This window comes from Paenibacillus dendritiformis, assembly GCF_015845845.1.
Lineage (GTDB): Bacteria > Bacillota > Bacilli > Paenibacillales > Paenibacillaceae > Paenibacillus_B > Paenibacillus_B dendritiformis_C.
This window is the reverse complement of sequence record NZ_LDIG01000242.1, coordinates 1-14,142: the sequence shown is the minus strand read 5'-3', so window position 1 is coordinate 14,142 and position 14,142 is coordinate 1. Positions and strand designations below refer to the sequence as shown.

The window sequence follows — 14,142 nt, the reverse complement described above, 5'->3', positions numbered from 1 at the left end:
CAATGTCATTAAGTTAAGCTCAAAGACAAGAGCGGAAATAAAAATGGAATCCGAAACGGCATGGGAAAAAGCCCTGTGCCGTTTGTTTTTGGTGCAAGCAAGGAAAAAGCGTACAGCAAACAAAGCGGACGGAAGATCCGCTTAAAAAATGTTCATATGAAACGAATTATGCTACTCTATAGACGAAGCTAACAACTGATTTGTAGCGTATTTTGCGCGTATTCTGCTGCCCTGGGCGAACGGGGCGAATCGGCAAAATGTTTTTGCGGATCAGTGCTTCAACATCGGGCGGGGGTTCATCGTGCCGTGAGCGCAGGAAATGTCTAGAAACGTGAACGGCAACCGTGAAGTTGACTTGGTATGAGTGCCGTTTATCCATTTGGGAAATGACGACGTGTGAGGTCATCATTTCAGCGAAATTGTACATGATCATTCTTGCGAAAATCTCTTGGGTGATGGACTCTCGTCTCTTTGCGTGAAAATTCGTCAGACCGACAGTGTACTTTAATGCCCTGAAAGAGGTTTCAATGCCCCATCGCCTGTTATACATAGACTTGATTTCATCGGGTGGGAAATCAGCGGCAGAAAGATTCGTAATGACGGTCTCATAAGCGCCATGAGGCAGGACGAAACGAACAACCCGAAAGGTAATCGGGTAAAACAAGTTCTCATGCAAATCCAAAAAATCAAATGTAGACGTGGAAGGAACGAACTTGTACATCTCGGGATTAGCCTTGACCTCTTTGGTTTGTTTTTTGGTGAGTGTCAGATGAACGTCCCTATCAAACTCTCCGCTAGAGGGCAAACGCAAGCCCGAAAGAATACCATTGGAATCCAAATCCTTTACCCGTATGACATAGTTCCACCCTTTGCGTTCAAGGTGCGCGAAATTGTTGTAACTTTCATAACCTCTATCGGCAATAACAATGGTTTTGCCCTTGATGGGAGAACGGTCAACCATAGCAGCCAGCGCCCTTCCCTCGTTGCACAACCTTCGTGGTTGAACAATGGCATCCACGTACAGTCTGTTGCACAAGTCATAGGCAGCGTTCAAATGCAGAAGGCTATAGCCTTTCGTGTTCGGTTGACTTTGAAAATAGGTGTCCGTGTCCGCAGAGTCAGTTGCGATATGTAAATCCGAACCGTCAACGGCAAGTAATCGATACCCTCGGTAGTCCTTGATATCCGTATACGATTGCGTAAATGCGTGAAACAAGAATTCCACAGCAGACGGCAGGATTTTATTCCTCTGTTGGACAAAAGCGGAAGTGGTTGCGGTGTTTACGTTATAACCTTGGGATTCCAGGAGTTCCTTATATATGCTGTTGCCCCCCATGGAGATCAGGAGTTGCATCACCGTTTCAAAGGATAGCTTTTTCTTTCGGGTAAAATCTTTTTCAGGGTTTTTGACATAAGGTGCTGGTGCGGCTGCCATTTCTCGTATGAGGGATGTCAGCGTTTCTTTTAGCGAATTCGCGTACTCATTCATTGGCGTAACCTCCTCGTTTTTTCAAGGGGCTTCGCCACACATATCCATCTACCTGTTAAGTCTTGATTTTCTTTTGAAACAAAAAAAAGAGCGGGCTATCTTTTTGATAACCTGCTCTTGTGCTTGATTATGGTTTCCGCGCCTTATCTTAATGACATTGGGTTGAGCGCCCCTGCTTTTCCACACGGTTATGAGATAAGGCCAGCCAAAGCCGATTCGTTAATATTTCCGCTAATCACCTGTCGTATCTTCCCTTCCGTTACATAGACGACAGCCGGGACAGCATCGACTCCCAATCTGGCCGCAAGTCCAGGCGATTTGTAGACATCGACCTTGGTCACTCGCAATTCCGACGAATGCGCCTGCTCAAATGCCTCTATAACTGGCAGCAGCTCCCTGCATCCCGCCTCTGTCGCATTCCACAGGTAGACAACAGATGGCTTGCCATGATTCAGAATCTGATTTTCATACACTTCACATTCCGATATATATTTCTCCGCCCCATACCCCGCTATCGCTCCGTCGCCGACGGCCGTCGCCACCTGCTTCAGGAATTTGTCGCATACGTCGCCCGCAGCGAAGACGCCGGGGACATTCGTCTCCATTCTGTCGTTGATGCGGATATAGCCGTTCCGGTTCATGTCGATCATGCCGGCGAAAATCTCCGTGTTCGGCATATAGCCGATGAACAGGAAGCAGGAATCGACCGGAACCTTGTGCAGCTCATTGGTCTTTACGTTCCGGAGCACGACGGCATCCAGCCGCTCCTCGCCTTCGAAGGAATCGACGACCGTGTTCCAGATGAACTCCATTTTCGGGTTCTCGAGCGCCTCGGTTCTGGCGATTTCGTTGCAGTCCATTTTACCGTGCTCATGCATGACCGATACGATGACCCGGTCCGCGAATTTGGTCAGGAACAAGCCTTCCTCAATGGCGGCATCCCCGCTGCCGACCACCATGACCGTTTTGCCCGTGTTCGAGGCGGCGTCGCAGGTCGCGCAGAAGGAAATGCCTTTGTCATACAAATATTGATCCTCGTTCCGGGCTCCGGTCAGTCTTGGCTTGCCCCCGCTGGCAATAATGATCGCTTTGCATTCGTACCGAATTCGGAACGTCTCGACGATTTTGACATCGCCGTCGACGGATACCGATTTGACGTCGGTCATTTTGAAATCAACGCCGAACTTTTTCGCCTGCTTGTGGAACAGCCCCATCAGTTCCGTCCCGGTCGCGCCTTCCGGGAAGCCAGGGTAGTTCTCTATCTCGTTGGTGTACGTGGCAAGGCCGCCTACGAGCGATTTCTCCAAAATAAGCGTCTTCAACCGCGCGCGTCCGCAGTAGATTCCCGCTGTCAAGCCCGCGGCCCCTCCGCCGATGATGACAACATCATATTGTTCCGTTTTCTTTTCCATTGCCTACGGCCCTCCTGTAACTCGCGATAAGCGTTTATGAAAAGAGGCTGACTTCCGTCAGCCCTCTTTCGCCCTACATAAAATATTTGGCCAGCAGCTTGCTGCCTACAAAGGCTCCTGCGAACAAGAACAGCCAGAAAATCCAGCCGGACAGCGACAGCGAAGAAATGGAGGTGAACAGCGCGCCGATATTGCACCCGTTCGCCAATCTCGCGCCATAGCCCATCAGCAGGCCGCCCAATGCCGCAGCCACGATTTGCTTTTTGGATTTGATTTTCTTCAACTTGAATTCGGATGCGAACAGCGTAGCCAGCAGCGCACCCAAAATAATGCCAAGATTGCGTATCGAGCCGCCATCGTTCATGAATCCGCCGGATAATGTTTTCTGCGCCTTTTCCGAGCTGAAATAAGCCCAATCTTCAACATTGCCCCCTACGAGCTGATACAGCCACGCCCCCCAGTCCGCGAACGCGCTCGTGACGCCCCATCCTTTGGAGAAGACAGCCAAATGGGCGATGGCGAAAATCGCGAGCAGCACAGCTCCGGTCACATACGTAAACGGCTCTTTCAACAGACGTTTGTAAAAGCGGTTCGATGTGATTTTTAACCAGAATTCGTTCACCGCTTACACCTCATCCTTTCTTCCTCAGCGAAGGCTAGTTGGTCTTCTCGATGACGACTTCCCATTCCCCGTCTTCGATCTCTTCGATTTCCACGTTATGCCCCTGCTTTCTCGCCCACTCCGGCACATTCTTCATCGCGCAGCTATGGTCGATCGAGACAATCAGGACATCGCCGACCTTCAACTCGGCCATTTTTTTCTCCGTTCTCATCAGAGGTACCGGACAAGCTTCTCCCATGCAATCAAGTGTAAATTCAGCCATCTTGATAACCACCTTTTTCTCCATATTTTTATGAAAAGAAAAACTTTGTGAACAAAAACACTTAGTTCCGCATTAATCGGCGCTGCCCATCTTCTTCTCCTGCCATTTGACCGAAGCGATATAGAGCAGCAATATAATGAGGAATTGGACGATTAAGGCGCCTAGCCATCCGAATACATCCGGCAGAAATACCGCTGGCGCATCCTTGATGACGTGAGCCCGCCACCAGCCCATGTCATGCGCTCCCCAGAGAGAGCCGAGCACGAAGAAAAACAGCGACAGCATCTGCATCGTGAACCCTTCCCCTACGCGCATCAGCGTTCCCGAGGCGCAGCCGCCGGCGATGACCATTCCGATGCCGAACAGCACGGCGCCGATGACGAGGGCGAAGCTGATCTGCCCCACATTGTCCATGCCGGGAATCGGATTGCCTTGCATATAGGCCGAATATTTGATAGCCGTAAATCCAATTGTGGCCAACGAGCAGGCAATGAGTACCGCTCTCGTTACCGACGTGCTTCCCGTAATGCACGGGTCCCTCATCGAAGCGGTGAAGCAGAATCGCGATCTTTGCAAAATGACGCCAAACGAAAGACCGAACAGCAGATAGACGACCATGTTGTCATTGTAATGATTCAAGTAGAATCCAAAGGCAATGACGAGAGCGGTTGCCAATAAAGCATAAGGCAGTTGACTCTTTTTAGGTTTTCTGGGCGCCCGGGTTCGGGTCGATTTCGTCGCGGGACTCGGAGTTTGTCCCATCTTGCAGCACCTCCAGCACTAAGATGATTTTTAACTTTGTGAAAATATTAACATACTTATCGGCGCTGTGGTTATATGCTTTGTTTATGCTGTATAAGTTTTGCTAATGGCACGATAGACAAACAGAAGGAGCTTCAACAAAGTTCTAAGCGGGTAAACTAGGAGGAGTCACCCATGAATGTGGAAACGCTTAAATTGTTTCTGGACATCGCGGCGCTCAAGAGCATCTCGAAGGCGGCGCATAAGGCTCACATTACGCAATCGGCGCTCAGCCAGCAGGTCAAATCATGGGAAGCGATGTTGGGAGCCGAGCTTCTTCAGCGAAGCAACAAAGGTGCCCAGCTCACCGAAGCGGGACAGATCGCTCACAAATACGCGCTTCAAATTTGCAAGCTGTACGACGATATGCTGATGGAAATGAAGCATCTGGAGCACGGTCCGCATCAGTTGTCCATTTACGCCGTTCCGGAAGTGTGCAACTATGCCCTTCCCTGCACGCTGTATGAAGTGAAGAAGCATTTTCCCGAGTTTTTGATCACCTTGAACGAAGGCTTTTCATCGGAAATCGAGAAGCATATTCTGCTTGAGGAGGGCAATATCGGATTTATTTCGGGGCCTTCGACCAATCCCGAGCTGAGTTCCTGCAAAGTCTTCTCGGACAAGGTCATGCTCGTTGCCAGCGGCAGCGCGCCGCGTCCCGACACGATCGCGTTAAGCGAGCTCCCCCGGTTCCCGCTCATCTGGTCCGCCCAGCTCTCCTGCGTGCAGCGGGCCTTGAATGCGATGTCAGAGGGCAAGCCAAGCTTGAACATTCTCTATAATCTGGATTCCATCGAAGCGGTCAAGCTTGCCGCCATCAAAGGACACGGGGCCGCCTTTCTCCCCTATATGTCCATCAAAAAGGAGCTGTACAGCAAACAGCTCCGGATCATTCATATTGAAAATTTTCAAGTATACAACGAGATTCACATGATCAAGAAACAACACCGGCGCTGCGATAAGGAGACCCGGCAATTAATTCGCTATATCGAAAAGAGACTGGTCGATACGGTGTGTTGAGGGGTTGGCTGCTCCAGTGTGAAAAGACGCTTCCATCCCCGCCTGTTTCGCGGTTTTGGAAGCGTCTTAGTTCATTAACCAACTCCGTCAAGGCCCCAAGTGCTTTGGGAGCACTTTTGCGTTGGCTATAGACCTAATGCATTGGCAACGACAGTGACTGCTTCTGCTCTGTTGGCGTTCTCTTGCGGGTTAATGTTGTTGTTGTAACCGCTCATAATGCCCTGAGCGATTGCCGTTTCTACAGATTTCACAGCCCATTTGGATACTTTGTCTTGGTCCTTAAATTTTGCATTCGGTTTTTCATGCTTCAAATCGAACGCTTTGACAACCATTGCGGCCATTTGTTCTCTTGTTATCGGATCGTTAGGTCCGAAGGTCGATGAATCATAGCCGTTCACAATGCCATGCGCGCTCGCGATGGCGATGTTCTCTTTCGCCCAGTGCTTCTCCGTATCCTTGAATACTTTGCCGTCTGTACCCTTCAGTTCGAGTGCTTTAACGAGAATGGTAGCGAATTCGGCTCTCGTGATTTTATTTTTTGGCTTAAATGTATTGTCTTGATATCCGGTAATTGCGCCTCTTTGTACCAACGCCAGAATACTCTTCTCTGCCCAATGTCCATTAATGTCCTTCAACAGAATTTGCGGAGCTTTTGGTTCTTCTGCCTTAGTTTCTTTGGCTTTGGCCAGTACCGCAAACTTCGCGAATTGGTCCACATCCCCGCTTACCGTCTTATCGGACGCGTTAATGGCGATGTTCTCCAATGCAATCCATTCCTTTTGATCTGCGTCCAACCGGTATACCGCAAGCTCGTATTTATCCGGATGGTACTTGGAGATGTCGAATGGCAGGGCGATCGTCATGTTTTTCGCAAGTTTCTCTTTCGGACTGACCGTTATTTCGAACACTTCGCTCGCCAGTTGCAGATGAGCTGGAATATTCAGTCCGGAAGTAGTGCTTACTTTTTCCACTTTGAGCTGCAGCGTTTTTGCTGCCGCGCCCGCAGGGATATCGAACTTGACGCCGTTCAATGTAAAGGAAGCGCTGCTTGCATTGATAGTTCGGGTATTAGATGGCGTTGTCGATGAAGGCGCAGATGTGCTGCCGCCTCCGCCGCCACCTCCTCCACCACCGCCGCCGGAGCTGCCGCTTCCCGGGGTTCCGCCTGGTGTCCCGCCGTTATCCTCCTTGGCCGTTACGTTAAATGTTCGGGAAGCCGATTCCGAGCCTTGGCCCACTATCGCCATATACTCCCCAAGATCAGCGTCGGAAGGAAGGTTGAAGGTGACCGAAAATGCACCTTCTGCACCAGTATCGGCCACATCTACATAGAGAATCGTCTTGTTGGGACGAAGGACTTTAACACTCACTTCTTTTAATGTTGATTTTCCCTTCATCTCAACCGCTTCCCCGGGCTTTTTATTCGCTATCTGCTCCAAAGTGATTGGTTCTGCAGCAAATGCGGACAAAGGGAAAATGGTCAAAAGTACCGCCATAATCGTTATGTTTCTCAATATTCCTTTTATCACGAACTGCTTACCTCGCTTTCAAGTATAATCGAATCCGGAACGCTCCGGATTCGATTATGATCATGATATCAACTTATAGAGTCCTTATTGTAAAATGACAGGCTTCGCCAACGAGGTTGGGGCTTTCTCCGGATCGCTGGTGAACTCGTCAAAGACGAACACCTTAACGGAATAGCCTGAACCGTCCACATTAAAATGAGCGGTTACTTTTTCAAGCTCGGAAATGTTTCTTTCCAAAGCAACAATGCTAACCGGCGTCTTATCATCCTTAACCAGTTGGAACACGACGACGACATTTTGTCCTTCTCCTTGCGGAGCGACATCGACGGAGACGGTTATGCCGCCATCCTTATCAAACGTTCCATTGTCAATGGCGTAAGCCTTATCTTCGTCGGCTGGCTCTTTACCGTCTCCTGGGTCCTGACCATCACCAGGGTCTTGTCCATCTCCTGGATCTTGTCCATCACCAGGGTCTTGTCCATCTCCAGGGTCTTGACCATCTCCTGGATCCTGACCATCTCCCGGATCTTGTCCATCACCAGGCTCTTGTCCGTCTCCCGGATCTTGTCCATCTCCTGGATCCTGACCATCTCCCGGATCTTGTCCATCTCCTGGATCTTGTCCATCTCCAGGGTCTTGTCCGTCTCCCGGATCTTGTCCATCTCCAGGATCTTGACCATCTCCTGGATCCTGGCCATCACCAGGATCTTGTCCATTACCAGGGTCTTGTCCATCTCCTGGATCCTGACCATCTCCTGGGTCCTGACCATCTCCCGGATCTTGTCCATCACCAGGATCTTGTCCATCTCCTGGATCTTGTCCATCTCCTGGGTCCTGACCATCACCAGGATCTTGTCCATTACCAGGGTCTTGTCCATCTCCTGGATCCTGACCATCTCCCGGATCTTGTCCATCTCCTGGGTCCTGACCATCTCCCGGATCCTGACCATCACCAGGGTCTTGTCCATCTCCTGGATCCTGACCATCTCCTGGATCCTGACCATCAACAGGGTCCTGACCATCACCAGGGTCCTGACCATCACCAGGGTCTTGACCATCACCAGGGTCTTGACCATCTCCTGGATCTTGTCCATCGCCAGGATCTTGTCCATCGCCAGGATCTTGTCCATCACCAGGGTCTTGACCATCACCAGGGTCTTGACCATCTCCTGGGTCTTGTCCATTATCGGGATCTTTTTCATTATCTAGGTCTTCTTCATCGTCGGTGTCGGATCCATCACCGTTCTCATTGTCGGATCCAATATCATTCTCGTTGCCTGGTTCTACTCCACCACCGTCCTGCTCTGTACCCGTTTCAATATCATCAACAGAAATCTCTTCTTCGTCGATTCCCTTCGCGGATACCGTGCCGGGCACGACAGCAACAACCGGGGCGACAGCCATCGTCGTGGCAGCCAACACTTTAGCCGCAGCCAGCAAAGTGGCTGTTGTCTTTCGGCTTCCCGGGACATTCAACTCTTTCATTTCTTCGTTACGTTCTTCTCTTTTTTGTGTCATTGAAATATTTTTCTCCTTCCCTATTCCTTTTTTGGTTGATGGATTCTACTCTATTAACATGGCATCACCTCTTTTACCTGGAATACGCGCCACGAATCCCCGGCGAACCGCACCAGACTGACAAGATACACCGCTTTCTTTTCGCCTGATTGATGTTGATAGAACACTTCCATATTGCAGCGGTAGACCGGATCTTCGCCTTGCGTGACGAACACTTCATTAAGTAAGGCAAACCCCTTGGACCAAGCAGGATCAGGCTTGATGTGCGGATACAGAAATTCCTCCGCATACTGATTGACCAGCGTGATGATGCGAAGCTGTTCGCTTAACTCAATGACTTCCTTCCCCTGTACCGTTTCATTCTCCTGAGGCTGCTCCGGCTGCTCAATCAAGGTGTCTTCCTCAGGAACGGCATCTCTCTTAAATAGCTTTTGGCGAATAAGAGAAAGAAAATGATATGTTTGCTTCATTCCCAATCTAGCTACCCTACCTTTCCGTTGACCTGCCGCCCTTCATGAATCCTCTCCTTCAACACGGCATCGTATATTTTCTTCCTCACCGTTTCTTCCATCTGCCCATAAAGCTTCCAAGCATCTTCTTTAAAGGCTTGCACCGGATCTTGCTTGCCATATTTCCGAAACTGAATTCCCAGCTTCAGCAGCTCCAACTGCTCCAAATGCCGCATCCATGCTTTGTCGAGAATTTGCAAATAGGCGCATCGCCACTTTTGGCAGCATTGGCTTCGATTCTCTAATGAGAACAAGTCCTCCAGCTTCGCATCAAAATAGGAGGTGATGATTTGCGCGAACTCCAACCGATTGGCAGCCTTCTCTTCCGCAGCAAGGAGATTGGGCCGCAATCCAGACTCGCGAGACAATGCGGAAATATCCCATTCATCAGGTAATGGTTCACGAGGAGCATGCGTTTCCATCCATCTCTGGACATAACGTACAAGATGCCCGCGCAGAAAATACTTGATATCCTGCCCGTCTACCACATCTCTTCGATGCTCGTAGAAGCTTGCTCTTTGTTCGTGCACAATGGAATCAAGCACATAGACGAAGGTCCGGATTTCATAATTTTGCTGCTCAATCCTCTTTTGAACTCGTTCAATCCAGCGCGTCAACGCCGGTTTCCTTGTCCCGCTCTCTTTCCATTGGATGTTGCCGCGCCATTGCGCAGCTTCTTCGGAAGCAAATCTCTCAATCAGTTCATCTTCCATCGAAATATAAAAGCAGGATGATCCCGGATCTCCCTGTCTGCCTGAACGGCCTCTTAATTGATTATCAATTCTGCGGCTCTCGTGCCGCTCCGTCCCGATGACATGGAGCCCCCCAAGCTCGGCTACGCCCGGTCCCAGCACGATGTCCGTTCCTCTGCCCGCCATATTGGTCGCGATCGTTATCGCCCCTTTCAATCCAGCAGCAGATATAATCGCGGCTTCTTTTTCCTCCTCTTTGGCATTGAGCAGTTGATAAGGCAGGCCGAATGCTTGCAGACGAGAGGCAACCTCCTCGGATTGTTCAATCGACGTCGTTCCGATTAGTACCGGTTGTCCAATAGAATGCCGCTTTTTTACTTCACGCATGATTTCTCGATACTTTTCTTCTCTGGTCCTAAAAAATACATCTTCTTCATCGATGCGCTGGACAGGCTTATGCGTTGGAATGGCGACGATCTCCAATCCGAACAGATGATGTATTTCTTCGGCTTCGCTCCGGATGGTTCCGGTCATCCCGGTCAGGTATGTATACAAGCTAAAAAACTTTTGTATCGTAATGACCGCATGCGTCACGTTTTCCGGACTTAACGGCACATCCTCTTTCGCTTCGATCGCTTGCTGCAGGCCGTCATTATATTGCCGCCCCTGCAAAATCCGCCCGGTAAAAGCATCGATAATGGCTACTTTCCCATCCTTGACAATGTAATCGACATCGCGCTTCATCAATGCTTTGGCGCGCAGGCTTTGCAATAAATAATGGTAGACATTCGTATTCTCCAATTCGTATAAATTATCAATCATGAAGACCGTTTCAATCGTTTGAATGCCTCTGTCCGTAAACGTAACCTGATTCAGCTCGCGATCCACTTCGTAATCCCGATTCTCCTGAAGCCGGTCGACAAACCGGGCGCACACGTAATACAGATCGGGGGATGCCTTCGTTTTTCCAGCTATAATTAGCGGAGTCCGCGCTTCATCGATTAAGATGCTGTCAATCTCATCAATCAGCGCATATGCCAGAGTCCGTTGAACCCTCTCATCCGGCTCCCGGGCCAGATGGTCCCGTAAATAATCAAAACCGAATTCGCTGCACACCCCGTAAGTCACATCTTTCTGATAAGCCGCTTGCTTCGCTTTGATGCTCATGCCTCCGAGATTTAATCCGACACTAATCCCGAGAAATTCGAAAATCGGCTTCATCTCCGCATAATCTCGTGCAGCCAAATACTCGTTCGCCGTAATGAGATGCACCCCGTCTCCCTGCAATGCGAACCAATATATGGGGAGTATGGAAGTTACGGTTTTCCCTTCGCCAGTCGCCATCTCCGCAATATTGCGCTCGGTCATCGCCCATCCGCCCATCAACTGCACATCATGCAGCGTCTTCCCGGATATTCGGCGAACGGCTTCTTTTGCCAGCGCGAACGCTTGGAATTTCACATGAGGCGAATCCCTGTCCTCCCCCGCTAGGAGGCGCAATTGCTGGGATAGCGACTGCAGCTGCTCATCCGAATAACTGGACAATTGGCGATAGTGGCGGTCAATGTGATGGACGATGCGCCGCAGTTTTCGTAACGGTGCTGACTGACGGTCAAATATCCGCTTCGTAAGTCGGGACAGCAATGCTTGACCTCCTTTGCAAGCCACTCATTTGGCATAATAACCATTTCCAGGTTTTGTTTTTTCTGATTTTTCCATTACAATTTAAATTCGTACAATATGTGTTGTTCGCAGAAACAATAAGGAGGAATTCAAACGATGCTTCAGACAGTCTTACGGTTACTGCCCAACTATTCCGAAATGATTGAACCTTGCTCCGACGAACAAATAATCAATATGTTTTTGTCGTCAAGCAGCCGTTCTCCATATACAATTCGCAATTATCGGAACGCGATTAACAAATTCCGTCTGTTTATTGGGAATAAAGCGTTGAAGGATGTGACGTGGAGAGAAATCGAGGTCTATAAAATCAGCCTGGCTCAAGGCTTTTTAAGTCCAAACAAAAAACCGATGGCGCCCGCCACGATCGCTGCTCATATCGCGCCCTTGCGCTCGCTGTACAATTGGGGAAATGACGAAAATAGAGGATTCTTTCCGACGAATCCGACGACTTGCGTTCGTGTGCCGAAGATCGCGGTGAACAGCAAAAATCATTATTTAACAGTCCGTGAAGTCCGCCTCCTGCTCGAACAATTAAAAGTCCAGGGATTCCGCGACTATGTGATCGGAATGACGCTTGTGCTGCTCGGGGTGAGGGTTTCGGAATTAATTGCGTTGGAGTGGGATGACTTCCATACGGATCCCGAAGAGACATCCATGTGGGTTACGATAAGCGGCAAAGGCGATAAACAGCGTGAAGTGAAGGTTCCGCAGCTATTATGGCGGTTATTATGCGAATACCGGGAACAAAATAAGGATACGCACGGCCAGCGTATTTTCCCTATTTCCGTAAGACTCGTTGAGAAGATCATCCAGAATGCCCGTGAACAAAGCGGCTTGAAGAAAAAAGTAACGCCGCACTGGCTTCGACACACCAATGCGACGCTGGCTCTGCTCCGCGGCGCTTCCTTGCAGCAAGTGCAGGAATCCCTTGGACACACGCATATCAATACGACTCAACGGTACTTGCATACCGTGCAACAAATGAAGAAGGCCGCTCCCGACTTCGTTGCTGATTCGATTACGATGAAATGAAATCTACTTGTGAGGGGTTGATCAAATGGTTAATTTTATCTATACTATTTTTTGGGACCTGAATGTAGAAATGAATACGATATTAGCAAAACATGTCGAACAACACATATTGTACGAAGTTAGTTTCCCTTACGCATCATAGAACCACACTAGTGTTTTATTTCCTACATAAGATGAATTACCCATTTTTATTTTTTCGACAATTCTATTGAAAATTTCAATACAAGCCTGCGTAATTTTTTTGCGCAGGCCTTATTATTTTCTTCCCCGCCGCTTCAGCCCCCTTACACAACAAAAAAGAGTTGTATCAAATACAACTCCAATTTAACGCTTAGCTTACATTCAATTCAGACCAGACATGTTGATTAACCAAATTGTGTAACTCAAACAAGCCCGGCAGGGCTGAATTTTTCTCTTATCCTCTGCATCTTAACGAGCCATTCGGGAGGAAGGGAATTTAGCCTAAATAGACGTGCAAAGTGAATAAAGGACAGCTTTTGATGCCTAGATACGACCCCTTGAGTGGTATCAAATAACCATTTGAGTAACACGTAAACGATGAGAGCTACAAACAGCTGCCCGTACACGGCATTTTCAGTTGTCCCGAACAAAGTAGGGATATTCAAGTGCTGCTTGATCCAGCGAAAGAAAACCTCGATTTGCCACCGGGCTTTATACATCTGTGCGATTTCTTCTGGGGTCACTTGCATGAGATCGGTAACGACGCGGAGTTCTCGGCCATCGAAATCTTGGAAGGTAACGACGCGATGCCGCTTCTTGGATCGACATTGCTCTGTTCCAAGTTGGCACGTAATGTCCCGGATGACCGGGCTGTTAGGCTCTTTTTGCCGGCGTAGAGCACGTGGTTTTTCAAGATGAACGTTATCACGCAGTCGAACGACAAAGGATTGACCTTCTTCTTTGAAACGATCTAATCGTTCGAGCTTCCCGTAAGCCCGGTCCATAACCATAATGTAATCCAAATGGGTTAAGCTTTCACAGAGCGGACCATCATGTTTCGAACCAACCGTTTCGACCACGTTTAGAGGGGAGTCGCATTGGGCTTGCAAAGAAACATGTAGCTTAATGCCCGAACGCTCACCATGGTAAGGGGCCCAGGGCAAGCGAGTTTTTCCTACCGTTACGGTCGTCGAGTCAATCAAAAGCAATTCTTTAGGAAAGGCCAGCTTTCGGGTCGTTTGACGATTACAGGTTTGGATGAGCCGGTGTAGGAGCTCCTTGAATACAGCAAAGGGAACCTCAGCTGCCTTTCCGGAAAAACTGGAATAATGGACAGGAAGCAAGCCGCTGGCTGCTGCATGAACCACACCTGAACGGTAGCTATCCCATTGTTCAGAGGCAGCCATCGCCCAATATTGTAGCAAATGATGGACGGTAAACTTGCGGGCCTTGTCTTTATAGCCGGCGAGTTCGATTGCAGAATCGATTTCTTCTGCAGGCAAAACGGATTGAAGGATGGACAGGATCGTGGTAGACTTTTTCATGGAGTCGCCACCTTTCTTCGGTTGAGTTTGTAGGCGTACAAACATTTTACCGGGTGTGCGGCTTTTTT

Annotated in this window: 13 protein-coding genes; 2 read left to right on the top strand and 11 right to left on the bottom strand. The window is 49.2% G+C overall.

Annotation, left to right across the window (positions count from 1 at the left end):
• Positions 1-166: 166 nt before the first annotated feature.
• The 5 genes from ABD76_RS24045 to ABD76_RS24025 all read right to left on the bottom strand — a co-directional run bounded on the left by ABD76_RS24045 (position 167) and on the right by ABD76_RS24025 (position 4,547).
• On the bottom strand, positions 167-1,489 hold the full coding sequence (locus ABD76_RS24045; RefSeq protein ID WP_197257525.1) for an IS4 family transposase: 1,323 nt from the start codon (positions 1,487-1,489) through the stop codon (positions 167-169).
• A 188-nt stretch (positions 1,490-1,677) separates the two neighbouring features.
• Complete coding sequence (locus tag ABD76_RS24040; protein ID WP_197259545.1) at positions 1,678-2,901, bottom strand: FAD-dependent oxidoreductase; 1,224 nt, start codon at positions 2,899-2,901, stop codon at positions 1,678-1,680.
• 73 nt (positions 2,902-2,974) lie between these two features.
• Positions 2,975-3,523, bottom strand: coding sequence for a YeeE/YedE thiosulfate transporter family protein (locus ABD76_RS24035; protein WP_197259544.1), 549 nt, complete (start codon positions 3,521-3,523; stop codon positions 2,975-2,977).
• A gap of 34 nt (positions 3,524-3,557) precedes the next feature.
• On the bottom strand, positions 3,558-3,785 hold the full coding sequence (locus ABD76_RS24030; protein ID WP_197259543.1) for a sulfurtransferase TusA family protein: 228 nt from the start codon (positions 3,783-3,785) through the stop codon (positions 3,558-3,560).
• 72 nt (positions 3,786-3,857) lie between these two features.
• On the bottom strand, positions 3,858-4,547 hold the full coding sequence (locus ABD76_RS24025) for a YeeE/YedE thiosulfate transporter family protein (protein ID WP_242069775.1): 690 nt from the start codon (positions 4,545-4,547) through the stop codon (positions 3,858-3,860).
• Between the two features lie 174 nt (positions 4,548-4,721).
• Here ABD76_RS24025 and ABD76_RS24020 point away from each other — a divergent pair, with 174 nt between their 5' ends.
• A complete protein-coding gene (locus ABD76_RS24020) occupies positions 4,722-5,606 on the top strand; it encodes a LysR family transcriptional regulator (protein ID WP_197259542.1) in 885 nt (294 codons plus the stop codon).
• 125 nt (positions 5,607-5,731) lie between these two features.
• On the opposite strand, the gene ABD76_RS30545 is transcribed toward ABD76_RS24020, so the two are convergent.
• The 5 genes from ABD76_RS30545 to secA form a co-directional block, all read right to left on the bottom strand.
• Entirely contained in the window at positions 5,732-7,135 is a 1,404-nt protein-coding gene (locus tag ABD76_RS30545) for an S-layer homology domain-containing protein (RefSeq protein WP_197259541.1), read from the bottom strand.
• 84 nt (positions 7,136-7,219) lie between these two features.
• A complete protein-coding gene (locus ABD76_RS24010; protein ID WP_197259540.1) occupies positions 7,220-7,420 on the bottom strand; it encodes a hypothetical protein in 201 nt (66 codons plus the stop codon).
• A 50-nt stretch (positions 7,421-7,470) separates the two neighbouring features.
• Positions 7,471-8,337, bottom strand: coding sequence for a hypothetical protein (locus tag ABD76_RS24005; protein WP_197259539.1), 867 nt, complete (start codon positions 8,335-8,337; stop codon positions 7,471-7,473).
• 369 nt (positions 8,338-8,706) lie between these two features.
• The gene (locus ABD76_RS24000) at positions 8,707-9,045 is read right to left on the bottom strand and encodes a hypothetical protein (protein ID WP_197259538.1); all 339 of its coding nucleotides are present in this window, start codon (positions 9,043-9,045) and stop codon (positions 8,707-8,709) included.
• An 89-nt stretch (positions 9,046-9,134) separates the two neighbouring features.
• The gene (gene secA / locus ABD76_RS23995) at positions 9,135-11,498 is read right to left on the bottom strand and encodes a preprotein translocase subunit SecA (RefSeq protein WP_197259537.1); all 2,364 of its coding nucleotides are present in this window, start codon (positions 11,496-11,498) and stop codon (positions 9,135-9,137) included.
• A gap of 135 nt (positions 11,499-11,633) precedes the next feature.
• Here secA and ABD76_RS23990 point away from each other — a divergent pair, with 135 nt between their 5' ends.
• Complete coding sequence (locus ABD76_RS23990; RefSeq protein WP_197259536.1) at positions 11,634-12,569, top strand: tyrosine-type recombinase/integrase; 936 nt, start codon at positions 11,634-11,636, stop codon at positions 12,567-12,569.
• Positions 12,570-12,952: 383 nt separating this feature from the next.
• On the opposite strand, the gene ABD76_RS23985 is transcribed toward ABD76_RS23990, so the two are convergent.
• Positions 12,953-14,142: IS4 family transposase (locus ABD76_RS23985; RefSeq protein WP_242069277.1), on the bottom strand; the 1,190-nt coding region annotated here is incomplete at its 5' end.

Excerpts from the sequence above, each read along its gene's own strand:
- ABD76_RS24045 (WP_197257525.1), bottom strand. The coding sequence starts at position 1,489 with ATGAATGAGTACGCGAATTCGCTAAAAGAAACGCTGACATCCCTCATA.
- ABD76_RS24040 (WP_197259545.1), bottom strand. The coding sequence starts at position 2,901 with ATGGAAAAGAAAACGGAACAATATGATGTTGTCATCATCGGCGGAGGG.
- ABD76_RS24030 (WP_197259543.1), bottom strand. The coding sequence starts at position 3,785 with ATGGCTGAATTTACACTTGATTGCATGGGAGAAGCTTGTCCGGTACCT.
- ABD76_RS24025 (WP_242069775.1), bottom strand. The coding sequence starts at position 4,547 with ATGGGACAAACTCCGAGTCCCGCGACGAAATCGACCCGAACCCGGGCG.
- ABD76_RS24020 (WP_197259542.1), top strand. The coding sequence starts at position 4,722 with ATGAATGTGGAAACGCTTAAATTGTTTCTGGACATCGCGGCGCTCAAG.
- ABD76_RS24005 (WP_197259539.1), bottom strand. The coding sequence starts at position 8,337 with ATGAAAAAGATCCCGATAATGGACAAGACCCAGGAGATGGTCAAGACC.
- ABD76_RS23990 (WP_197259536.1), top strand. The coding sequence starts at position 11,634 with ATGCTTCAGACAGTCTTACGGTTACTGCCCAACTATTCCGAAATGATT.